Here is a 22,677-nt window from a genome sequence, read left to right on the forward strand (position 1 = left end):
AAAGTGTTGTCATTTTAAGGTCATTTATGGCCAAATAAGCCCCATGCCCAAGACCACCACGCCCGCTCAGTACATCCTGATCCTCATCGACATGGTGGAGGGGCAGGGCATTGCCCGCGAGCCCCTGCTGGCCGGCACCAGTCTGGCGACCGCCGGTCTCGGCGGCATCGGCGCCAGGGTATCGGAAGAGGACTTCGCCCGGCTGGTGAGCAATGCCTTTGAACTCACCGGCGACGCCGCCCTCGGCCTGCACCTGGGACTGCGCTGCAACCTCAGCGCCCACGCGGTGCTGGGCCAGGCCTTCATGACCTGCCGCGACCTGAGCCAGGTAATGGAGCTGTTCCTGCGCTACTACCACCTGCTGTCACCGGCCCTCTACCTGGAGTTCGAGACCCGCGCCGGGCGCTGCTACCTGACCACGGTGAGCACACCGCAGCAGAACTCCCTCACCTTCGCCTATGAATTGATGTACGCCTCTATCCTCAATACCCTGCGCGGCCTGCTGAACCTGCCACAACTTGAGCTGCGGGTGGAGGTACCCTATCCGGAGCCGGCCCACGCCGGCGAGTACTACGCCGTATTTGGCGAGGACGTGCACTTTAACGCCGCCCGCGGTCGCATCTCTTTCGAGTCGGCATTGCTGGATACGCAATTGCCCTCCTCCAACCCGGCCCTGCGCGCCCTCTACGAAGAGGAGTGCGCGCGCCTGCTGGCCGATCTGGAGGAGGAAGAATCGGTGGCCGAGCAAACCCTGCGCCTGCTGCGCAAGCTGGAGGGGCAGTATCCGCAGATGCCCCAGATCGCCCACATGCTCAACTTCAGCCCACGCACCTTCCGGCGCCGGCTGGAACAGGAGGGCCTGTCCTACCAGACACTGCTGGACAAGGTGCGCGCCGAGCACGCCACCCGCCACCTGCAGAATTCGCGCCTGCCGCTGTCCACCATCGCCTATCTGGTGGGCTTCAACGACGCTTCCAACTTCCGCCGCGCCTACCAGAAATGGACCGGCCGCTCGCCGCGCGAGGTTCGCGGTGGCCACTAGTGCCCTGTCGGTGTACGCGGGGGAAACGGCGGCACGGCAACTGCGCCGCGAGGGCTGGGACGCCAGCCTCTTCAGCCTGCTGCTGGGCGCCTCCGGCGGTCCCAAATGGTTCGTGCTGAGCGAGTTGGACCAGGTGCTGTTCGGGGACTTCCTGCAACGCAGCAATACACCGCTGACCACCCTCGGTTCATCCATCGGCTCCTGGCGCAACACCTGCCTGGCCCTGGACGACCCCGCCGCGGCGGTCAGGCGACTGCAACAGGGCTACCTCTACCAGCAGTTCTCCAGCAGGCCGGATGCCGCTGAAGTGAGCGCGGTCAGCGGCGGAATCCTGCGGGCCACCCTGGGCGAACAGGGCGCGGCCCGGGTGGCGACCCACCCGCGTATCCACAGCCATATCGTTACCGCCCGCGGTCGCGGCCCGGCGGCGGCCGGGCGCGGCCCCCTGCTGGCCTCCGCCATGGCGGCCGCGGCACTGGGCAACTCGGTGCACCGGCAGGCCCTGCGGCTGGGATTCCAGCGGGTGGTTTTCCACAGCGGTGCGCAGGCCGCGCCAGGACTGGAACTGGCGGATTTCCACACCCACTATGCACCGCTGGGGCCGGACAACCTGGCCGCCGCCCTGCACGCCAGCGGCGCCATTCCCTTTGTGCTGACCGGCGAGCGCGATATCCCCGGCGCACCCCCCGGCCAGTACTGGGACGGGGGCATCATCGACTATCACTTCGACCTGGCCCAGTACCGCGGCGAAGGCCTGCTGCTCTACCCCCACTTCCGCCCGGACATCACCCCCGGCTGGTTCGACAAGTTCCTGCCCTGGCGCACCCGCCCGCTGCAGCGGCAGGCCGTGGAACGGCTGGTATTACTGTGCCCCAATCCCGCCTGGGTCGCGCAACTGCCGCTGGGCAAAATCCCCGACCGCAGCGACTTCCAGCGTCTGGCGCCGGATGCGCGGGTGCGTTACTGGGAGGCGTGCGTGGCGCGCAGCCGCGCTCTGGCGGAGGAGTTTGCCGAGTTGGTCAGCGGCAGCGACCCCCTGGCCGGAGTGACCGTACTCAAGGGCAGAGCCGCTGCCTGAATCAGTGGATATGCTCGTCGAGGTAGCGCTGCACCTCGGCCTGCAGCATCTTCTTGAACGGCGACGCCAGCAGCCCCAGGCGCACCGAGACATCCACCACCCCGTCCTCGAAGGACAGCTCGCCGTCCACCCCGGAACCCTTGATACGCACGGAATCGCCGCGCCAGCTGGAGCGCACCCCGTGCTGCTGTTCCAGGCGCGCCGCCAGCCCCTCGGCGGCCTCGCGCAGTTCATCCCTGGGCATGGTATAGGCTTTGGTCAGGCGAAATCCGGCCACGTCTGTCGTCCTTTGCTGTTTGCGGCGAGTATAAGTCAGGCCGCCCCGCGGCGCATGACCAGCCAGTTGCCGGCCAGCACCAGCGCCAGGCCGAACACGGCGGGCAGGGTCCACTGGTACCCCTCCGCGACGGTGGATATCAGCAGCGCCACCACCGGGAACAGGAGGGAGCTGTAGGCGGCGCGGTCCGGCCCGATGCGACCGATCAGGGTGACGTAGGCCCAGAACGCCACTACCGAACCGAACAGCGACAGGTAGAGCAATGACACCAGGTAGGACGGCTGCCAGTCCAGACGAATCTCGTGCCCCAATACCAGCGCACTCAGGTAGAGGGCGCAGGCGCCGTAGAACATGCCCCAGGCGTTGCACACCAGCACCGGCAGTCCGCTGCGGGTATTGCGCGCCGCAAACAGGTTGCCCAGTGACGCACAGCAGGTGCCGGCAAAACACAGCAACAGGGCGCGAAAGCTGCTATCCGAGAAGCTGAACGCTTCCAGTTCCGGCAGGAACAGCACGCCCATGCCCAGCAGGCCCAGGGCTCCGCCCACCGCTACCATGGCGCTGGCAGGAATCCCCAGGAACAGGGCGCCGCCGACCATGTTCAGAATCACCATGGTGGAGAACACCACCGCGACGAGGCCGCTGGTCAATTCCGCTGTCGCGGGATAGATAAACACGTAGTTGCCGCTGAACAGCAACAACCCCTGGGCCAGTACGAAGGCGTGCTGCCCCAGGGGCAGGCGCAGGGACTGGCGGCGCAGCAGCAGGAAGGCAAACACCAGCAGGGCGGCCAGCATGGAGCGGTGGGCGATGGACACCAGCACCGACACGTCGCCGAGCTGGTATTTGATGGCGATCCAGGTGGACCCCCAGATCAGCACCGTCAGAAAATAGAGAACCACATTGTTCATGGACGCCCCGACCCCGGCAAAAAGCGCACTTTAGCACCGGGGCGGGACCCTCCGCGGGGCTTATTTTGTGATGAATTCCCCGGCGTACCAGTTGAGCATGGCGATCTTCTCGTCCAGCGGCTTGTCAGGCTCCATCTCGTAGACATTGCGGAAGCCGATGATGACGTCGGTCACGCCGATGGACTCCAGTTCCTCAATGCCCTCTTTGCTGAAGGCGTCCTGACCGGTGGTGAATACCCTGAAGGGACGGTCGGTCGTGCCGTACTCTTCGCGCAGACTGTTGATGCGACCGATGTAGCCGCGCAGGTCATCCATGGAAGCGCCGGCGCACATCCAGCCGTCGCCAACCCGCGCCGCGCGCTTGAGGGCGACATCGGCGTGACCGCCGATCAACAGTGGTGTGGGCGCGCTCGGCGCCGGGCACATCTTGTTGGCCGGCATGGAAATCAACTCGCCCTCGTAGCCGAAGAACTCCCCGCTTTCCAGGCCGCGCAGGATATCGATCTGCTCGTCGAAACGCTGGCCGCGTTTCTCCCAGGGCACCCCGCACACTGCGAAGTCCTCCTCCCAGGGGGAGATGCCAATACCGAAATCGAAACGGTTGCCGGACAGCACCTGGATGCTCTGCGCCTGCTTGGCCACTACCGCGGCCTGGCGCACTGCCAGCTTGTAGACAAACGTGGCGAAGCGGATGTTTTCTGTCACCGCCGCCATGTGGGCCACGGCGATCAGGCTCTCGACGAAGGGCACGCTCTCGAGAAATTCGCGGCTGCCATCCTTGTTATAGGGGTACTTGGAGCTCGCCTCCCGGGGGTAGCAGATGCTGTCGGGGATGGTGATGCCGTCGTAACCTGCCGCTTCGGCGGCTCGGGCCAGCGGTACATAGTGATCGGCCTCACACATACCGACCTGATAGCTGAATCTCATAGATGGCTCCTTGTTTCTGCGCGATTGCGGATTTGCGGGTGCAGAGGCCCTACAATGTAGCGACCGGCCGGCGCGCGGTCATGGCCGCCTTGAATTTTCGCCGGACTGGCCTCAAATACTGAACCCTCCAAGCTATGTTACGTACCAGAAGCGCCGCGGGATCAACCTCGCGGCACCAGAGGCCTCACACCCATGACCGAAAACGCCCCCTCCGCCACCGATACCAGCCTGCGCTTCCTGTTTGACGAGGCAGACTTGCGCGGCGAATTCGTGCAGCTCGACAGCGCCTACCGCGACATTCTCGCCCTGCACCATCACAGCCCCGCGGTCAGCCGTCTGTTGGGCGAGTTCCTGGCGGCCGCGGTGCTGTTGGCCACCACTCTCAAATTCGAGGGCAAACTGATTCTGCAGGCCCGCAGCGAGGGCCAGATTCCCCTGCTGATGGTGGAGTGCAGCAGTGAGCTGGAGCTGCGCGGCATCGTGCGCGGCGCCGAACAGGCCACCGCCGAACGCTTTGACCTGCTGCTCGCCAATGGCCAGCTCGCCATTACCATCGACCCGCGCAGGGGCAAACGCTACCAGGGCGTGGTGCCGCTGGACGGCGACAACCTGGCCCAGTGCCTGCAAAGCTACTTTGCCCAATCCGAGCAGCTCGGCACCCGTCTGTGGCTGGCCGCAGACGGCGAGCGCGCCGGCGGCCTGCTGCTGCAACAACTGCCTTCGCAACTGGTCACCGATTCCCGCCAGCGCGACAACTTCTGGGAACATGCCTGCACCCTGGCCGCCACCGCCCGCGATGAAGAATTGCTGACCCTGGCGCCGGCAGAGTTACTGCACCGCCTGTACCACGAGGAAGCCCTGCGCCTGTTTGAACCGCGCACACCCCTGTTTCGCTGCAGCTGCTCCCGCGAGCGCACCTTCGGTGCACTGGTGGCGCTGGGCCGCGAGGAGCTGGAATCCCTGCTGGCGGAGCAGGGCGCCATCACCATGGACTGCGAGTTCTGCAACAGCCGCTACCAGTACCAGCGCGAGGACCTGGCCGAACTGCTGCAGGGCAGCCCCGAGCCGCCCCTGCACTGAGCGCGCACCAGCAAATTGAACCGCCCTGCGGGCACCCGCGAGATGCCTGCAGGTTCGTCGATTTTTTCGCCAATTCAGTTCGCTTCGATACCGCTTTCTGGCATACTTTCGCCCCCCCGATACCCAACGAAATGGCAGTACCGGTCCCATGCAGGCTGGACGCCGAGAACAGGACACACGATGACCGCCGACATTAAGCCCCCCCAGGAACTGGTTGACCTGGGCACCGCGCAATTGATCGAAGAATCCCTTAAACGCAACGAAGGCATCCTCGCCGACACCGGCGCCCTGCTGGTCACCACTGGCAAGCGCACCGGCCGCTCTCCCGCAGACCGCTTCGTGGTGCGCGAGCCCAGCACCGAAGAAGCCATCGACTGGGGCAGCGTCAACCGCCCCTTCGACAGCGACAAATTCGATGCCCTGTGGGATCGCGTGGAATCTCACATCGCCGAGCGTGACCGCTTCGTTTCCCACCTGCACGTGGGCGAGCACAGCGACCACTACCTGCCGGTGAAAGTCGTCACCGAAACCGCCTGGCAGGGCCTGTTCGGTCGCAACATGTTTATCCGCCCGGCCCAGTACAACGTCGGCCGCAAGCCGGAGTGGACTGTCCTCAACGCGGCGGGCTTCACCTGTGATCCCGAGCGCGACGGCACCAACTCCGACGGCGTGGTGATCATCAACTTCGCGCGCCGCAAGGTGCTGCTGGCCGGTATGCGCTACGCCGGCGAGATGAAAAAAGCCATGTTCTCGGTGCAGAACTTCCTGCTGCCGGAAAAAGACGTGATGCCCATGCACTGCTCCGCCAACGTCGGCGACGAGGGCGACACCACCCTGTTCTTCGGCCTGTCCGGCACCGGCAAGACCACCCTGTCCGCCGACCCCAGCCGCTACCTGATCGGCGACGACGAGCACGGCTGGGCCAAGGGTTCAGTGTTCAACATCGAGGGCGGCTGCTACGCCAAGACCATCGACCTGTCGCAGAAGAACGAGCCGGTGATCTGGGACGCCATCCGCTTCGGCAGCATCATCGAAAACGTGGTGCTGGACGACGCGCGCCACGCCGACTACTGCGACACCAGCCTGACCGAGAACGGCCGCTGCTGCTACCCGCTGGAACACGTGGAGAAACGCACCGAGTCCAACGCCGGCGGCGAGCCCAAGTGCGTGATCTTCCTCACCTGCGATGTATCCGGCGTATTGCCGCCGGTGTCCATCCTGAGCAAGGAAGCGGCGGCATTTCACTTCCTGTCCGGCTACACCGCCCGCGTGGGCTCCACCGAACTCGGTGCCGAGGCCGGCATTCACCCGACCTTCTCCACCTGCTTCGGCGCGCCCTTCATGCCGCGCCCGGCCGGCGACTACGCCGAGTTGCTGATGAAGCGGATTGAGGACTTCGGCAGCCAGGTCTACCTGATCAACACCGGCTGGACCGGCGGCTCCGGCGCCCCCGGCGGCACCGGCGCGCGCTTCCCCATCCCGGTGACCCGCGCCATCGTGGCCGCGGCCCAGAGCGGCGCCCTGCTGAACGCGCCCACCGAGCACCTGAACATCCTCAACCTGGACTTCCCCACCGCCATTCCCGGGGTGGACGCCAAGTACGTCAACCCGCGCAACAGCTGGGGCGATGTGGCCGCCTACGACGAGCAGGCGCGCAAACTGGCCAACCTGTTCGCCCAGAACTTCGAGAAGTTCGACGTGTCCGAGGCCATCGTCGCTGCGGGGCCCCAGGCTTCCTGAGCGCACAGCGCTAACCCCGCAGGGCTCGCCATATGGCGGGCCCTTTTTCGTTGGGCGGATCAGGGCAGTGAGATGCGCTCGCCCTCGTCACCCGGCACCAGGGGAAAGCGCTCCTGTTGCCAGTCCTCCCTGGCCTGGGCAATGCGCTCGGCGCGGCTGGATACAAAGTTCCACTCGATAAAACGATGCCCCATTCGCTCACCACCAATCAGGGCGATGCGCGCCTCGCGGCTCGCGGCCACCTCGACAGTACTCCCCGGAGAGAGGACGGCCATGGCGTATTCCGGAATGTCGCAGCCGCTGATTGTCAGTGCGCCACTGGCGACGTACAGGGCGCGCTCCTGCACCTGCGGCAGTCGCAGACGCTGACCGGCCCGCAGGTGGGCCTCCACGTACAGGGTTTCGGCAAAGGTGGGCACCGGCGAAATCGCGCCATAGGCGGTGCCCATCATCACTCGCACCGGCACCCCGCCCACCTCCACCACGGGAATATCCTCCGCGGGGAAATGATGGAAGGCCGGTATCATTTCCTCCAGCGCCTCTGGCAGGGCCAGCCACAGTTGCAGACCGTGCAGGCGGTGATCGGTCGCGGTGATCTCCGCCCGCTCGCGCTCGGAGTGGACAATACCGCGCCCGGCCACCATCAGGTTGATGTCGCCGGGCACGATGGCCTGCAAACTGCCGAGGGAATCCCGGTGCAAGATCTCACCTTCGAACAGATAGGTCACCGTGGCCAGGTTGATATGGGGATGGGGCCGGACATTGATGCCCTCGCCGGCGCGAAAGTCTACGGGCCCCATATGATCGAAGAAAATCCAGGGGCCCACCATCCGCTGCTTCAGGTGCGGCAGTACACGCCGAACGGAAAAGCCCCCCAGGTTCCGCTCCCGGGGCCGGATCAGCAATTCAACACCGGCCTCGCCAGGGCCGCATTCACAGTCCTGCTCGAGGGATAGCGACTCGTTACTCATGGCGGCTCCTGTTCAGGCCACCGCCTCCAACACCATATTGGTCGGCGTCTCCGTCGCCCGCCGTACCTGACTGAACCCCGCTTCGTTCAACACCTCGGTAAGGCGCTTCTGCCCCGCCTGGGCTCCCAGCCCCAGCCCAACCGCCTGGGCCTTCGACGTGGGCACACAGATGGTGGTGGAAAAGCCGTAGAAAATGCCTGAGAGCAGGTTGAGGTTCTCCGCCAGGTTGTCGCCCGCCATCGGCTCCACCAGCATGAAGGTGCCGCCGGGCTTGAGCAGCCGGTGGATGTGCCGGGCCGCACCAACCGGGTCCCCCATGTCGTGCAGGGCGTCGAAGATGCACACCAGGTCGTAGTCGCCGGCACCGGGTATGTCGGTGGCGGCACAGCAGTCGAAGCTGAGGTTGGGCAGCCCCGCCGCGGAGGCGCGCTGTTTCGCCGTGTCGATGGAGGGGCCGTGAAAATCAAAGCCGAATACCTGGGTATTGGGATAGGACTGGGCCAGCAGTTGTGACGAGGAGCCCAGCCCGCAGCCGATATCGGCTACCCGGGCGCCGGCTTTCAGTTTGTCTTCTACTCCCTGCAGGGCCGGTATCCAGTGGCTGACCAGGTTGCTGACATAGCCCGGGCGGAAGAAACGGTCAGTGCCACAGAAGCAGCAGGTGTGGTGCTCGCCCCAGGGTCGGCCGCGGCCGCTGCGGAACACGTCCAGCGCCGTATCGTGGGTCGCATACTGGGCCACAACGGCCTGGAAAAAGCCCTGCATACAGGTCGGCTCGCCCTCGTGGGCAAACAGCGCCGCCTGCTCGGGGCTGAGGGAGAAGGTGTCGCTGTCGGCGTCGTAGTTCACGTAGCCAAACGCCGCGTTGGCGCTAAGCCATTCGCGCAGGTAGCGCGCATCCACGCCAGTGCGGTCGGCCAGGGCCTCGTGGCCGATATTGCCGCTCTCCTCCAGCGCCTTGTAGATACCGCTCTGGTCACCGATGTAGGCCATGAACAGCCCCATGGCCCCACCCACGTCGCCGAGCACCTTGCCGAACAACTGCTCGAACTTTGCTTCGTCAAATCCCGCTACCGCTGTCATGGCTGCCACCTCTGTTTCGGTTGTGGAACAAAAACACCCCTCCGCTCCCAGCGGGACGAAAGACTCGGACGACATGAAACCGGATCGGGAACAGACAGTTCCCGGTGATTGCGCAGCTTCGCTCCGGAAAAGCGGCTTTACGCCTGAACTATAGTCGAGCGCGGGAAATTTGCCCGCGCGTTCAGACCGCGGGCTCCGCCAGGGCCTGACGGCGCCTGGACAGGCGTTGCGCAACCTGTTCCCCCATCAGGTAGAGGCAGGGCACCAGCAGCAGTGTGATCCCGGTTGCAAAGAGCACACCGAAGGCGAGCGAGGTCACCATGGGAATCAGGAACTGCGCCTGCACGCTGGTCTCGGACATGATCGGCACCAGGCCGATGAACGTCGTCAGCGAGGTCAGGATAATGGGGCGGAAGCGGTCCTGGCCGCCCTGCAGCAGCGACTCCCTCACGCCGTGCCCGGCCGCGCGCAACTGGTTGATGCGATCAATCAGCACCAGGTTGTCGTTCACCACCACGCCGGCGCAGGCGATCACCCCCAGCAGTGAGAACATGCTGATCTGCCAGTCGAGAATCAGGTGGCCAAAAATGGCCCCCATCACTCCGAAGGGCACCGCGGTCAGCACCAGCAGGGGCTGGAAGTAGGAACGGAAGGGGATGGCCATCAGGGCATAGATCACCAGCATGGCCAGCGCCGTGTACTTGAGCATGGCGTCCATGAAGGCGCCCTCTTCTTCCAGTTCACCATCCAGCGCCAGGCTCAGGCCCGGGTAACGCTGCTGCCACTGGGGCAGGTAGCGCTGCACGATGTCGTCGACCACGGCCCGCGGGTCCGAGCTGCCCTCCGCCACGTCGGCGCTGACTTCCAGGGTGCGCTTGCGGTTGAGGCGCTCGATAGTCATGTAGCCCGGCTCGAAGCGCATCTCCGCCACCGTGGCAAAGGGGACTTCGGCCCCGGCCGGCGTGCGCACCCGCATATCCTGCAGGTTGGCGACGGAAATGCGCTCCTCCTCCGGGTAACGCACCATCACCCGCACATCCTCCTTGGTGCGGGGGATGCGCTGGGCCTCGGCGCCGTGAAAGGCCTCGCGCACCTGCCGCGCCAGACTCGCCAGGGTAATACCGAGGTTTTCCGCGGCGGGCTTGAGTGCCAGCACGATTTCCTGGCGCGGCGCCTGCAGGCTGTCGTTGACGTTGTAGACGCCGGGATAGCTCTCCAGCAACTGGCGCAACTCCTCCGACACCGCATTGAGACTGGCCACCTCCGGCGCCGCCAGCACCAGGCGGATGGGCTTGCCGCGCTCATTGATGGTGTAGTCGAGCTTGAAGTCTTCCACCGGGCCGAGATCGCCGATGGCCTCGCGCCAGTCGCGCGACAGGACCGCGGTGTCCACCTGGTCCGACAGCGTCTCCATTACCACTTTGATGGTGTTCTCATTGGCGCGGGAATCGATGTGCCCGATCACCGCCTCGCCGCCGTAGGCCGGGTCGGCGTTGTACTCGTCTTTCAGGCGCAGGGCAGCGCCTTCAATCTGGCGTAAAGCGGCGAGGGTGTCGGCAAAGGCGCCCCCCTCGGCCAGCTCCACCTCGGCATCGACATGATCGGAATTCACCGCCGGGAAAAAACCCGCGCGGATCCAGCCCCCGCCGTAGATCGCCAGGCTGACCAGCAGCAGACAGAGGAACAAGGCGCTCACCAGCACATTGCTGCGCAGGCAGCGTTCGAGGAAGGGGCGGTAGCGGGTTGCAGCAAACTGCGTCATGCCATCGGCACAGCGCAGGCGCAGTGACTCCAGCCTGCGCAGCGCGGCGAAGCGGCTGGGGCGCGGCGGCCGCATGTGGGCCAGGTGCGGCGGCAGAATCAGCAGGCACTCCACCAGCGAAAAGCTGAGAGCAATGATCACCACCGCCGGAATCGCGAAGGCCGCCTGGGCCATTTCCCCGGGCATGAAAAACATCGGCACAAAGAAAATCATGGTGCTGATAACCGCGAACATCACCGGCTTGATCACGCTCTGGGCGCCACTCAGGGCACCGCTGGCGCCGCCCTCGCCCGCGCTCTGGCGTGAGTGGATGGCCTCGCCGACGATAATCGCGTCGTCCACCACGATGCCCAGGATCAGCAGGAAGGCAAACAGGGAGATCATGTTGAGGCTGATCCCGGTGTACTGCAGCAGGAACAGGGTGCCCATGAAGGACACGCCGATACCCACGCAGACCCACAGCGCCAGCAGCGGGCGCAGGAACAGCACCAGCACTGCAAACACCAGCGCCAGGCCGCCGATACCGTTCTTCAGCAGGGTGTCCACCCGCCCCTTGAAGGGCTCGGAGGAATCGCGCCACATCACCAGTTCAACACCCTCGGGGAGGCCGGCGCGCGTCGCCTCCACCCACTGCTTTACGGTGTCCGATGTCGCCAGGGTGTTGGGGTGGGAGGTGACGAACACATGCAGGTTGAGCGATGGCTTGTCGTTGAAGCGGTTGCGGACGTCCACATCCTGGAAGCCGTCGACGATGGTGGCCACCTCGCCCAGCAGCACCTGGGTGCCGTCGCGACGGCTGAGCAGGGGAATACGGGCGAAGTCGGCGCCGGTGTAGGCCTGGCCGCGGGTCTGCAGGCGGATATCGCCGCCGGCGTCCTTGATGGCACCCGCCGGCAGGTTGAGGGAGGCGGCGCGAATGGCGCTGGCCACATCGTCGAAGGTGAGACCGTAGCGGCGCAGTGTGACTTCGGAAATTTCCACCGCCAGTTCGAAGGGCCGCGGCGTATCCAGTTCCACCACCGAGACATTGGGCTGGGCGGAAAGGTCGTCCCGCAGGCGTTCGCCCAGCTCTTTCAGGCCGCGCTCGCCGATATCCCCCGCCAGCGTGACGATGGCCATATGGTGGCGGAAGGCCATTTCCGTCACTACCGGGCGTTCGGCATCCACCGGGAAAGTATTGATGGCATCGACCCGGGTTTTCACCTCGGCGGTCAGGCGCTGCATGTCATAGCCGGGCTCCGCCTCGACCACCACGGTGCCCATGCCTTCCCGCGCTTCAGAGCGAATTTCCTTCACCCCGGTGAGGTCGTGCACGGCCTCTTCGATGCGCAGGCAGATCTGCTCTTCCACTTCGCTGGGGCCAGCCCCGGGATAGGACAGACTGACGCGCACCTGGTTGATTTCGAATTCCGGGAAGAACTGCTTTTCCAGTGCCGGGATGCCCCACAGGCCACCTACCACCAGAAACACCATCAGCAGATTGGCGGCGATGGGGTTGTGTATGAACCAGCGCACGGGCCCGTTCATCATCAGTATTCCACTTCCGCCACACTGCTGACTTCGCGCGCCGAGACCTGCGCACCAGCGGTGACATTGGGCGCCTGGTGTACGATGACCCGGTCGCCCCTTTGCAGCCCCTGCACCCAGACCTGGCGGGTATCGCCCTGCAATACCTGCACCGCCACCAGCCGGGTGCGCTCGCGCGCGTCCACCACCAGCACGCTGTCATCGTTGCGCAGGGCGCTGCGCGGCAACACGCTCACCTGGGGCATGCTGCGGCCCTCTATCGTGGCGTGCACAAAGAGACCCGGCGCCAGTGGCGGACGCTGGCTGCCGGGCTCGCGGGCAAAGGGGTCGCGCACTTCCGCCACCGCGTAGACCACACGGCTGTCGACATCGATGCTGGCGTTGGTGCGCACGATGCTGCCCTGCCACTGCCACTGGCGACTGCCAAAGCGCGCTTCGAGCGTCACCGCTACCGGCGGCGCGGCAGACTCCTGCTCGCCGGCGTAAGTCAGGGGCAGGTCCAGCAGTGTGACCTGGCGGTCCGTCAGGGGCAGTCGCACCTGCACGACATCGGTGGCGTAGGCCTCGGCCACCACCGCGCCTGGCGCCAGGTACTGTCCAACACCCACGTGCCTGGTGCTGATGCGCCCGTTAAAGGGCAAGCTGATACGGGTGCGCTCAAGATCCAGTTCGGCGGCCCGCAGATCCGCCCTGGCGCCCTCCAGCGCGGCTTCGGCGGCGGCGATCTGGGGTTCGCGCAAAAACAGGGCATTGGCCTCCACCGTACCGAGATCGCGCCACTCGCGCCGGGCCTGGCGGGCGCGGCCGCGCTCCTCCGCCAGACGCTGTTCTGCAGCCGCCACCTGGGAGCGGGCGCGTACGATCGCCAGGTTGAAATCCGCGTCTTCTATGCGCAGCAACTCGTCCCCCGCACGAAAGAAACCGCCGTCGGCAAAGCCCGGGGAGATAGCTTCCACCCGCCCGGCAACCTGGCTTACCAGGCTCACCATGTGCAGGGGCTCCACGGTGCCCTGGGTAGTAACGGCGATGGCGCGGGCAGCGGGTTCCACCGCGATTACATCCACCGCGGGGGGCGGCAGCCGGGCGGGCGCCTCCGGCTGGGGAGCCGGCTTGCCCACCAGCAATAGCCAGGATACGCCGACGCCGGCGACCAGTGCCAGGGCGGTCCACAGGGCCTGTTTGCGACCGGAAAGACTCATGCCGGTTCCTTGCTTGTCGGTAATGACTGCACTGTGCGTCCCGGGGCTGAACCCTTGCTGAATGCGGCGGGCGGGAAACATTCACCGCCTGTCAGGAATGGACAACATTCTAGTATGTTTATTCTAATTTTCTTACGTAGTCTGACGGCCAATGGATGAGTGTTCTCATCCCCGACACCACACTGAGGAGTTGAGACATGGCCGAACAAACCAAAGCTGCCGCCCCCAAGACCAAGGCTGCCCCCAAACGCAAAGCCGCCACCGCCAAGGCTCCGGCCAAGCGCAAGGCCGCTGCCAAGCGCAAGAGCCCGGCCGCCAAATCCACCGTGCGCTCCAACGTGCGCAAGGTCGAGAACAAGGCCGCCGCCTACGAGCGCGACGTGCGCAAGGCTGCCCGCAAAGCGGAAAAGGAACTCGAGAAAGAGTACGATGCCGCCGAGAAGTCAGTGAAAAAATACGCCAGGCTCGCCCAGGAAAACAGCCGCAAGGCCTTCCTCGCCAGCCTCGGTTTCTACGGCAAGGCCTACGACCAGGCCCAGGAACAGTTCGGCAGCCTGCAGGAGCGCATGGAAACCCGTCGCGCCAAGGCCTCCGAGGTTTACGCCGATCTGGTCAAGCGCGGTGAAAAAGTTGAAGCCGACGCCCGCGATGCCATCGACGACATCGAGATCCCGGCCATCGGCGACCGCAAGGCACTGGAAGCCAAGCTGGCAAAAGCCCGCGCGCGCTTCGAAGAGCTCAAGGGCAGCATCAGCGAGAAATTCGCTGCCTGAAGCAACAGACACATTTGCCCCTGTTCGCAGGGCACTCTTTCCGGGGCCGCAAGGCCCCTTTTTTATGTCCAAGGACGGACGGTAGATCGCGAGAGGCATGGATGCCGGTAGCGATCAATGTACAGGATGTACGGTATGCCGCGGGAGCCATGGAGGGCGGGAGCGGCGTGGTCAAATTCACTGCCCGACTTGATCTGGCCGCAAATGCACTGTTCCTCCAAAACCTGCTTTAATCCCCCCACACACCTCACAAGGGACAACTGCCATGAGCGACGAAAAAAACAAGGTGGGCGATATCGCCCGCAATATCTGGCTGGCGGGCGTCGGCGCCTACGGGCGCGCGGTGGACGAAGCCCAGGGGCGCCTGGAGAAAGCCGGAATGGAAACCCCCAAGCTGTTCCGCGACCTGGTGAAGGCCGGCACCGCGCTGGAAGAGGAAGCCCGCAGCGCCGGCGAGGAAGCGCGCAACTCGGTGGAAGAGCGCATCGCCCGGGTGCGGGAAAATTTTCGCCTGCAGCGCCAGGGTGATGACCTGGCCGCCCTGCACGACAAAATCGACCGCCTGAGTGCGCAGGTCGCTGCGCTCACCGATGCCCTCGCGGCAATCAATCCCCCGAAACGAAAGACCGCGGTGAAAAAGAAGGCCGCCCCGGCCAGAAAGGCAGCTGCCAGAAAAGCCGCCGTCAGGAAGACAGCGGCAAAGAAGGCCGCCGCCAGAAAACGTCCGGCCCGCCGCTGATCATCGCGCGTGAAAACCCGCGATCGCATTCTGGTGACCAGCCTCGCCCTGTTCAACGAGGAGGGCGAGGCCCACACCACCACAGTGGATATCGCCAACGAGATGAACATCAGCCCGGGCAATCTCTACTACCACTTCAAGGGCAAGGAGCAGATCATCGCCGAGCTGTTCCAGCAGTACGAGCTGGCGCTGGGCTCCACTCTGAACGCACCCATCGAGCAGCCTCTATTCGCCGGGCGCGGCGATGTGGAGAGCAACTGGTACTTCCTCTATGTAGTGATGGAGGAGATGTACCAGTACCGCTTTCTCTACCACAACCTGGATGACATCCTGCAGCGCTACCCGGACATCCGCAAAGGCTTCCGTCGTCTGGTGCAGCTGAAGCGAGCCGCCCTGGGCGCCATCTGCCAGGCCCTGCTGGAGCAATCGGTTATCGACGCTCGCGGCCAGCAACTGGCCGGACTGGTCGACAATATGGCGCTCAGCCTGACCTTCTGGCTCAACTATGACCAGCTGATGCACGGCAGCCGTCCGCCCCAGGTCACCATCCACCAGGGCGTACTGCAGCTGATGACCATGGTGGCGCCCTACCTGGGAGATGCTGAGCTCAGCTTTTACCGGGATTGCGAGCAGATCTACGTAAAAATGCTGGAGGATGCGGAGCCGCCGCAGATCTGATAGCGGCCCCTACTCTTCATCGTAATGCCATTCGGCGGGGTCGCTGATGAAAATGGATGCGTCGTCAGTCCCGGGTTCTTCCCCGGAAGCAGGGCCGGCCTCCACTGCACTGGCCCCGGAGGCAGGTTCAGGTGCCAATTCCGCGTCAGCCGGCAGCGCCAGGGTCGCGGTCGCCGGCTCGACAGCCGGGGAGCTGGCGGCACCGGTGTCGACCGGCTCGGGCTCGGGCTCGGGCTCGGGCTCGGGCTCGGGCTCGGGCTCGGGCTCGGGCTCGGGCTCGGGCGGCAGTATCGGTCCCTCATTCACATAAACAACCGCAGGGGAAACCACTGACGGCGGCGATTGCGATACCGGCGGGCCGTCATTCGGCAGCACCGCAGGAAGCGTGGCGAACTCCTCATCAAGCACGGTGTCCACCTCGCCGTGCGCCGGCTCGAGTGCCGGCTCGAGTGCCGGTTCTTCGCCTGCCCGTTCTTCGCCTGCCGGCTCTTCACTCGCCAGCTGTTCAGAGGGCGCCGTCGGCTGTGGCGTCTCCGGCAGCATTTCCTGCAGCCGGGTGCTGACAGCGGCAAAGAAACGCTGATAAAAACCGGTGTCTTCGATGGTGTCTTCAGAAACCTTGACCAGGGAATCGACACTCTGGCCAATGGGCAGGGAAATCGAGCCCACCGCGCTGACTCCGACACTGGCGGAGCTGCTGCTCTTCTTCAGGGCGTAAGTGGTCAGCAGGCCCGTCGCGAACACGGTACTTCCAGCGTTCTCGGGCAGGCAGGCAATGTTCATTTCTATGAACGTATTGGGCCGGTCATCCCGCTGCACCGCCTTGCGTGCCTTGATGCTCTCGCTATCGGCAAACTCCGTCAGGTAGCCCTGCCCCAACAGCACCCGGCGAGCGCTTTCACAGGCAGGTGCGACCCCGCTGTCGACGCGCATCTTGAACGGGCTGTCACTCGCAAAGTGCTCGTCGCTGTAAACAGCCGGCTGGTGGCTACAGGCGGACAGAAGCACCACGCTGGCGATGACCAGGAAAACGTTGGATCTATCGTTCATAGCGATTGCTTGGCACAGGCTGGTTGTGACGCTCCGATACCGACGTCAGGCGACTGGAAGGAGGGCTAGTGTAATGGCACTGGTCGGAAAAATGCGCCGTGAATAGTAACAATTTCGCAGGCCGGCCATGGCGCATCAACAGGGCAGATATCACTGTCCGATGTGGTGGCCTCGACTAACCACCACCTCAGCCGGCGTACCTGCCGTTTTCAGCAAACACCGGCCAGTTAGCGGCAATTCGCCCATCCTCGTAAACAGCGATGTCTCCAAACTGCAGAAAGACAAACTCACTCTGTGTGGGGCGAAGGAATATCCAGTCGTCGGGCTGCAGATCAATGCTGCTGGACCCGTTGAGCATTTCCTGGTTAGTCGAGCGCCCATACAGTGCATTGGTGCTCAGGCCGCGCGGCGATTCGGGAACCGCTTTCCAGTAGCCGCCATAGGTGAAAAAAGTGCGCTCCCGATTGGGGTCCCACAACGACTGCAGGGGCCCCACATTGATGCCCGGAATCACCAGCTTGTCTTCGCGTTTCAGCACCGGGGTGGCAATCCAGGCGGCCGCCCGGTGGTCGGCGAGACTGGGCAGGTCGAAGTCGGCGGGTTTGACCAGGCAGGAGCCTGCGGCGAGTTCGTTGCAGGGGAAGTCACCCTCGTCGTACAACTGGTAGGTCGGGCTGCCACCGGCGTTGAGTACCGCGTCCCGTGGCCACTGATCCCCGAGATGGGCCCGGGCGGTAGCGAGATAGCCGCGGTAGGCGTCCATCGCCTTTTCCCGGTAGTCCAGCGGGTCGCCGGGCACTTTCACGATATGCGGCTCGTAGCCCATCAAACCGGCAAAGTGCAGACGTGGGGAATCCTGCAGAATATCGAGTATTTCCAGCAGCTCGCTATCGGCAGTTACTCCCCCGCGATGCAGGCCCACGTCCAGTTCGATGCAGGCCAGCAGGTCTGTTTCCAGCGCCGCTGCCAGTTCTGCGTACTGTCTGGCCCGCGCCGGCGTGTCGAGCAGCCAGCGCAATTGCCTGGCAGGACTGAACGGGCCGCCTGCGAACTGGCGGTAGAAATTTTGCGCTGCGGCGACAGGCATGGGCTTGCCCAGCAGGATGTCGGCGTCGGGAAAGCGCTCGGCAACCAGGTTGATAAAGGGCTGGTGGAAGAGCATCAGACGCCGGCTGCCGGACTGCGCCATCACCGTATCGAGCAAGTCGGGGGAAGGCAGTGACTTGGCGACAATACGGTAATCGAATCGCCCATTGATGTGCTGCTGCAAGGTACTGATGTTATGCGTCAATTGCTGCTGATCAACGATCAGGGTCGGGCCTGCCCGCCCCGCCTGGTCCAGCGCCCGGCCCAGTCCGGCGAAGTAGGGACTGTGGTTTTCCCCGATGTCGCGCGGGCGGGCCAGCAGCGTCAGGCCGGCCGCACCCGCCAGGCTGCCGAGAATCAATGAGCGGCGTTTCATGGCGATACCGTATTAACCCAACAATGAGTGAAGGTAGGGGTTCAGAAAGCGTCCATCGGGGTCGTACTCCCGGCGTACAGCGGCAAAGTCATCCCAGTGCCGGTAGAGGGCCCGCAGGTCCTCCCTGCCCAGGGTATTCAGTTTGCCCCAGTGCGGACGCCCCTGGTACTTGCGGAAGATGGGCTCTATGGATTTGAAGTAGGGCTCGAAATCCTCATCGAAGTAGCGGTGCACCGCGATCGAACAGGAGTCTCGCCCGTAGAAGGGGCTGAGCCAGATGTCGTCGCCCTTGACGTAGCGGAACTCAATCGGGAAGAACACTTCCGGGTGATTGGCTTCCAGCACCTGGCGAATGTCCTTCAGGGCCGGGATGCCGTGTTCCCGTGGCAGGTGATACTCCATTTCATTAAAGCGCACGTTGCGCTCGCTGGCGTAGTTTTTCCACGACTTTTCGATGGTGACTTCGCTTTCCAGCGTCCGCATGTAGGCGCCCAGAATAAGCTCCCGCAATTTTGGTACGCTCTCCAGCCAGTCGCGCGCCAGCTTCAGATCCTCGACGCCCTCATTGGCATCCAGTTTCTCAGTGCTCGCAATGGGCTCATCGGTGAAATCGTGGGTATCGGTAAAGCCCATGCCGGTAAAGGGCACGTAATAGAATTCAAAATTGCGGTGTTGCCCAGCCAGGCTCTCTGCCGCTGCGACGATTTCGTCAAAGCTGCGCCAGTGGGATTCCCGCCGCAGCCGATAGGGAGCGATATTCTGCAGGCGCACCTGTGTGATGAAGCCGACCGCTCCCAGCGATACCCGCGCCGCCTTGAACAGCTCCGGGTTGTTGTCCGCGTCGCAGTCGTGCAGGTTACCGCGACCGTCTACCAGCTGAAGCCCCTGTACGAAGGTCGGCAGGCAGCCGATCGTCAGGCCGGTACCGTGGGTCGCAGTTGCCAGGCAGCCAGCCAGTGCCTGATCGTCGATATCGGGCATATTGATCATTGCCTGACCGACATCTTCCAGCGGTTTGCCCAGGTCACCCAGACGAGTGCCACCCCAGACCGTTGCCTGCAGGGAGGCGGGGTCGTGATCAACCAGCCCGCTCAGGCGCGACAGGGAGACGATAGTGCCGTCGGTTGGCACCAAAGGCGAGAAAGAGTGGCCAGCGCCAACGGGGCGAATAACGCCTTTGCTGGACGCAACCATTTCCTGCAACTCTGAAACACTCGCGGGCGCCACGCGGGCCTGCGGCAGGCAGTGCTGCGACCCGGACCAGTTCCGCCAGGGCAATTTCTTTCGTCCCTCCTGGAGTGACGCAGCCAGCGTGCGCAGCGGAGTAGCGGTGGCGCCGATACTCGCGGTCACCAGGGCAGTGAGCAGATCCCTGCGATTGAGCATGCTGTTAGCGTCCTTCTGCCATAAAGGCAATCAAGTCTTCGAATTGCTGTGCATCGCAATCCATGCACATACCAAACGGTGGCATGCCGCCATAGCCATTCACTACGCTGTCGACCAGCGTATCCATACCCTTGGCCAAACGCGCTTCCCACACGTTGGTGTCGCCGGTGAGCGGTGCGCCGGTTGCCGCGATGGTATGGCAGTTACGGCAGCTCCGGTTATAGACACCGGCCAGTTGCCCATCGGCGGGAACCAGGTCGCGGCTGGCGATTTCAAGCGGATTGGAAGCACTGCTGCCACCGTCGGAACAACCGGCGGCGAGACCAAGCATCGCGCAGGCCAGGGTCGAGCCGAGTCGCTTTGTTACTGGCATCGGGTGATATCCTCGGAAACTGGATAGGAATTGAGGCCGGTGTTACCACGCACCAACCACGGCACACACAATATATTAGTAGTAGCTATATTTTCAACTGTCTGGTGCCATCAGCAGGGTCTGCGATGCGCTGCAGGCCGTACCTCCTGCGGCTTGAACAATAGAATCACGTCCGCCGCGACAATCTCCAGCGCCGCACCCCGCCCCTTCGCCCACCACTCCCAGGTGGCTTCACTGAAAAAGCAGACGTGAGTCCGATCGTTCTTGTAGTGCCAGCCGGCGAAGGCCTCGCGATCGCGCACCAGCTTGGTCATTACCCCCAGCCAGCCGCCCGGGCGCAGGCACTGCCACAGGCGGTCCAGTTCGGCACCCGGACGGTGCAGGTGCTCCACCACTTCGGTGGCGCAGATGAAGTCGTACTGGCCGCCCAGCACCGCGGCGTCGGGAAAGTAGAACACATCGTAGAGCGCCACCGCGTGCCCGGCCTGCTCCAGCATGGCCGCCAGCGCCGGCCCGGGGCCGCAGCCGAAATCCAGGCCGCGGGCGGCGGGCGGCAAGCGCTCCAGCAGGGGATCGGCAAGGCGCGACAGGAAGCGGCGGTAAGCGGGGTCATCCACCCGGTTGTCGTGCAGGTCGTACTCGGCCTTCTCCGCATCGCGATCCAGGTGGAATGCCGGCGGCACGAACACCAGTGTGCAGTCCAGGCAGCGCAAGTAGGGCCGGCGCCGATCCCGGTAGAAGCTTTCTGTTAACCCGCTGTCACAAAGCGGGCAGTGCAGGGATTCGCTCATCTGCTATGCTTGCCGGCGTCCCACGAAAACACAACCCACCCAAGGAGCCAAACCATGACCATCAAGGCCGGCGACACGATCCCCGCAGCTACTCTCAAAACCATGGGCGCCGAAGGCCCCGTAGATATCACGACGGACGAAATCTTCAAGGGCAAGAAAGTCCTGCTGTTTGCCGTGCCCGGCGCCTTCACTCCGGGCTGCAGCAAAGCCCACCTGCCGGGCTACGTGGTCAACGCCGACAAGATCAAGGCGGCCGGCGTGGACACCATCGCCTGCATGGCGGTCAACGACGCCTTCGTGATGGACGCCTGGGGCAAGGCCCAGAACGCTGAGGAACTGCTGATGCTGGGCGATGGTAACGGCGATTTCACCGCCGCACTGGGCCTGGAACTGGATGGCACCGGCTTCGGCCTCGGCAAGCGCAGCCAGCGCTTTGCCATGCTGGTGGAAGACGGCACCATCACCCACCTCAACGTAGAGCCGGGCCCCGGTATCGACGTCAGCTCCGCCGAGACCATGATGGCCCTGTTGTAGGGTCATCAAGCGCTGGCGGGCACCCGTTCTACCCGGCTCGCCAGCCGCTCCCGATCGGCATCGGTGGCCGGCTTGCCGGTTTCGTAGTAGTACATCAACCCCGCCAGCACCCGCGTCAGTTCAGCTTCCAGCGGTTCCCGCGCGGCGTTCTCCCCCAGCCAGCTGCCCAACGCGCCGAAGGGCATTTCCACTACTATCGCCAGAGTGACCCGGGTAACCCGGTCGGTCACGGCCTGCATGTGATAGCGAAACTCCGCATGTTTGAAGGGCTTCATCGGCTCATCGCCCTGATGCAGGCGGATCGCGAAGCCCTGCCCCTCGTCCCAGGCGGTGACGGTCTCCTCCAGATAATTGCTGCCTGTCTGGTAGACCTTGCGCGATGCACCCACCCCCTCGGTTTGCGGCGTGGTGATCTCTGTCGCGGTCAGACCCGGGACATACTTGTGGGCCACCGACAGGTCGCTCATGCGCTGCCAGGCTTCGGTGTGGGACACCCCCACCTCACCGCTGACCGCCACTTCAATCGGCTTGCCCGGACGCATGGCGGCAACGGCCATCGCCGCGATTACGGCAACCAGGGCCAGCAGGACCCATTTCACTACTTTAGGCATTGGCGTACTCCCGACGCACCAGGGCGGAGGCCCCGATAGAAAACAGACAATAGGCGAGGAAAAACCAGAAGCCCGGCTCCAGCCGCGCTTCCATCATCAGCAGGTCACCCATCTGCCCGGAGGCGGCGCCGGCCATGTAGGCCACCAGCATCGCCATCACAAAGACATCGGCCATGGACCACTTGCTGAGGGCCGCGTTCAGGCTCAACAGGGGCCGGCGCAGGCCGCCACTGAAGGGCGTCAGGGCTACGGCCTGCAACAGCAGCTTGAACAGGGGAATGACCAGGCTGAACAGCACGATCAGCAGGGCCACCAGCAGGTTGCCGGTGCGCGCCAGTTCATTCACGGTGCCCCAGATGGAGCGGGTGTTGTGATAGACCACCACTTCACCCTCGATCTGGTCCAGCCCGAGAAAGCGGGAAAAGGCGCCCAGCATATTGCGGCTCTGGTCGTCCGCGCTATCGCCCCCCGCCAGCAATTCAATGCCGAGGTTGGCGATATCCGATTTCTCGATACTGCCACTCAGGGTCAGCACCGGCTGGGTGACACCCGGGTACAAAAGGGCGATGGATACTGCCATCAATAGCAGGGCAACAAGGCCGCGGGATCGGATCATGGCTCCTCCTCAATGAGGGGGCATGATACCGAAATGCCGCCGGCGGGGAAGTGCCGGCGGTGGCGGG

The 22,677-nt window shown here is 64.2% G+C and carries 22 protein-coding genes; 8 read left to right on the top strand and 14 right to left on the bottom strand.

Annotated elements, in window-relative coordinates:
• The first annotated feature begins 43 nt into the window (after nucleotides 1–43).
• Both FVW59_RS14175 and FVW59_RS14180 read left to right on the top strand, forming a co-directional pair.
• On the top strand, nucleotides 44–1,042 hold the full coding sequence (locus FVW59_RS14175; protein WP_148065010.1) for an AraC family transcriptional regulator: 999 nt from the start codon (nucleotides 44–46) through the stop codon (nucleotides 1,040–1,042).
• The gene (locus tag FVW59_RS14180; RefSeq protein ID WP_148065011.1) at nucleotides 1,032–2,120 is read left to right on the top strand and encodes a patatin-like phospholipase family protein; all 1,089 of its coding nucleotides are present in this window, start codon (nucleotides 1,032–1,034) and stop codon (nucleotides 2,118–2,120) included. The genes FVW59_RS14175 and FVW59_RS14180 overlap by 11 nt, the downstream gene beginning before the upstream one ends.
• A 1-nt stretch (nucleotide 2,121) precedes the next feature.
• Here the strand turns inward: FVW59_RS14180 and FVW59_RS14185 are convergent, their stop codons facing one another.
• The 3 genes from FVW59_RS14185 to FVW59_RS14195 are packed head-to-tail and all read right to left on the bottom strand — an operon-like array spanning nucleotide 2,122 to nucleotide 4,235.
• Nucleotides 2,122–2,397 (bottom strand): polyhydroxyalkanoic acid system family protein, encoded by a 276-nt coding sequence (locus FVW59_RS14185; RefSeq protein WP_246139742.1) that lies wholly within the window; start codon nucleotides 2,395–2,397, stop codon nucleotides 2,122–2,124.
• Between the two features lie 35 nt (nucleotides 2,398–2,432).
• Nucleotides 2,433–3,308 carry a DMT family transporter gene (locus FVW59_RS14190; protein WP_148065012.1) on the bottom strand — a complete coding sequence of 292 codons (876 nt, stop codon included), beginning with the start codon at nucleotides 3,306–3,308 and terminating at the stop codon, nucleotides 2,433–2,435.
• Between the two features lie 60 nt (nucleotides 3,309–3,368).
• Complete coding sequence (locus FVW59_RS14195) at nucleotides 3,369–4,235, bottom strand: TIGR03619 family F420-dependent LLM class oxidoreductase (RefSeq protein ID WP_148065013.1); 867 nt, start codon at nucleotides 4,233–4,235, stop codon at nucleotides 3,369–3,371.
• A gap of 192 nt (nucleotides 4,236–4,427) precedes the next feature.
• Here FVW59_RS14195 and hslO point away from each other — a divergent pair, with 192 nt between their 5' ends.
• Complete coding sequence (gene hslO / locus FVW59_RS14200) at nucleotides 4,428–5,315, top strand: Hsp33 family molecular chaperone HslO (RefSeq protein WP_148065014.1); 888 nt, start codon at nucleotides 4,428–4,430, stop codon at nucleotides 5,313–5,315.
• Nucleotides 5,316–5,495: 180 nt separating this feature from the next.
• The gene (locus tag FVW59_RS14205; protein WP_148065015.1) at nucleotides 5,496–7,055 is read left to right on the top strand and encodes a phosphoenolpyruvate carboxykinase; all 1,560 of its coding nucleotides are present in this window, start codon (nucleotides 5,496–5,498) and stop codon (nucleotides 7,053–7,055) included.
• Between the two features lie 59 nt (nucleotides 7,056–7,114).
• Here the strand turns inward: FVW59_RS14205 and FVW59_RS14210 are convergent, their stop codons facing one another.
• The 4 genes from FVW59_RS14210 to FVW59_RS14225 all read right to left on the bottom strand — a co-directional run bounded on the left by FVW59_RS14210 (nucleotide 7,115) and on the right by FVW59_RS14225 (nucleotide 13,597).
• Nucleotides 7,115–8,026, bottom strand: a complete 912-nt coding sequence (locus tag FVW59_RS14210; protein WP_148065016.1) for a pirin family protein — start codon at nucleotides 8,024–8,026, stop codon at nucleotides 7,115–7,117.
• A 12-nt stretch (nucleotides 8,027–8,038) separates the two neighbouring features.
• Nucleotides 8,039–9,109 (bottom strand): class I SAM-dependent methyltransferase, encoded by a 1,071-nt coding sequence (locus FVW59_RS14215; protein WP_148065017.1) that lies wholly within the window; start codon nucleotides 9,107–9,109, stop codon nucleotides 8,039–8,041.
• 181 nt (nucleotides 9,110–9,290) lie between these two features.
• Entirely contained in the window at nucleotides 9,291–12,401 is a 3,111-nt protein-coding gene (locus FVW59_RS14220) for an efflux RND transporter permease subunit (protein WP_246139743.1), read from the bottom strand.
• The gene (locus FVW59_RS14225) at nucleotides 12,401–13,597 is read right to left on the bottom strand and encodes an efflux RND transporter periplasmic adaptor subunit (RefSeq protein ID WP_187275900.1); all 1,197 of its coding nucleotides are present in this window, start codon (nucleotides 13,595–13,597) and stop codon (nucleotides 12,401–12,403) included. Before FVW59_RS14225 ends, FVW59_RS14220 begins: the two co-directional genes overlap by 1 nt.
• A 197-nt stretch (nucleotides 13,598–13,794) precedes the next feature.
• Between FVW59_RS14225 and FVW59_RS14230 the strand changes: the two genes are divergently transcribed.
• The 3 genes from FVW59_RS14230 (at nucleotide 13,795) to FVW59_RS14240 (ending at nucleotide 15,787) form a co-directional block, all read left to right on the top strand.
• On the top strand, nucleotides 13,795–14,370 hold the full coding sequence (locus tag FVW59_RS14230) for a hypothetical protein (RefSeq protein ID WP_148065019.1): 576 nt from the start codon (nucleotides 13,795–13,797) through the stop codon (nucleotides 14,368–14,370).
• 265 nt (nucleotides 14,371–14,635) lie between these two features.
• Complete coding sequence (locus FVW59_RS14235) at nucleotides 14,636–15,109, top strand: phasin family protein (protein ID WP_148065020.1); 474 nt, start codon at nucleotides 14,636–14,638, stop codon at nucleotides 15,107–15,109.
• Nucleotides 15,110–15,118: 9 nt separating this feature from the next.
• Entirely contained in the window at nucleotides 15,119–15,787 is a 669-nt protein-coding gene (locus FVW59_RS14240; protein ID WP_148065021.1) for a TetR/AcrR family transcriptional regulator, read from the top strand.
• 9 nt (nucleotides 15,788–15,796) lie between these two features.
• Here FVW59_RS14240 and FVW59_RS14245 read toward each other — a convergent pair whose 3' ends face one another.
• The 5 genes from FVW59_RS14245 to FVW59_RS14265 form a co-directional block, all read right to left on the bottom strand.
• Nucleotides 15,797–16,837: a DUF2242 domain-containing protein gene (locus tag FVW59_RS14245; protein WP_148065022.1), complete on the bottom strand. Its 1,041-nt coding sequence runs from the start codon at nucleotides 16,835–16,837 to the stop codon at nucleotides 15,797–15,799.
• Nucleotides 16,838–17,024: 187 nt separating this feature from the next.
• A complete protein-coding gene (locus tag FVW59_RS14250) occupies nucleotides 17,025–18,299 on the bottom strand; it encodes a DSD1 family PLP-dependent enzyme (protein ID WP_148065023.1) in 1,275 nt (424 codons plus the stop codon).
• Between the two features lie 12 nt (nucleotides 18,300–18,311).
• On the bottom strand, nucleotides 18,312–19,685 hold the full coding sequence (locus tag FVW59_RS14255; protein WP_148065024.1) for a D-arabinono-1,4-lactone oxidase: 1,374 nt from the start codon (nucleotides 19,683–19,685) through the stop codon (nucleotides 18,312–18,314).
• 4 nt (nucleotides 19,686–19,689) lie between these two features.
• Entirely contained in the window at nucleotides 19,690–20,058 is a 369-nt protein-coding gene (locus FVW59_RS14260; protein ID WP_148065025.1) for a c-type cytochrome, read from the bottom strand.
• A gap of 110 nt (nucleotides 20,059–20,168) precedes the next feature.
• Nucleotides 20,169–20,849: a class I SAM-dependent methyltransferase gene (locus tag FVW59_RS14265; protein WP_148065026.1), complete on the bottom strand. Its 681-nt coding sequence runs from the start codon at nucleotides 20,847–20,849 to the stop codon at nucleotides 20,169–20,171.
• A gap of 54 nt (nucleotides 20,850–20,903) precedes the next feature.
• On the opposite strand from FVW59_RS14265, the gene FVW59_RS14270 reads away from it, so the two are divergent.
• Entirely contained in the window at nucleotides 20,904–21,383 is a 480-nt protein-coding gene (locus tag FVW59_RS14270; RefSeq protein ID WP_148065027.1) for a peroxiredoxin, read from the top strand.
• A 5-nt stretch (nucleotides 21,384–21,388) separates the two neighbouring features.
• Here FVW59_RS14270 and FVW59_RS14275 read toward each other — a convergent pair whose 3' ends face one another.
• Both FVW59_RS14275 and FVW59_RS14280 read right to left on the bottom strand, forming a co-directional pair.
• Nucleotides 21,389–21,994, bottom strand: coding sequence for an SRPBCC family protein (locus FVW59_RS14275; protein WP_148065028.1), 606 nt, complete (start codon nucleotides 21,992–21,994; stop codon nucleotides 21,389–21,391).
• Complete coding sequence (locus tag FVW59_RS14280) at nucleotides 21,987–22,610, bottom strand: paraquat-inducible protein A (RefSeq protein ID WP_148065029.1); 624 nt, start codon at nucleotides 22,608–22,610, stop codon at nucleotides 21,987–21,989. The genes FVW59_RS14275 and FVW59_RS14280 overlap by 8 nt, the downstream gene beginning before the upstream one ends.
• Nucleotides 22,611–22,677 lie beyond the last annotated feature (67 nt).

It is taken from the genome of Parahaliea aestuarii, assembly GCF_008064635.1.
Taxonomy (GTDB): Bacteria; Pseudomonadota; Gammaproteobacteria; order Pseudomonadales; family Halieaceae; genus Parahaliea; species Parahaliea aestuarii.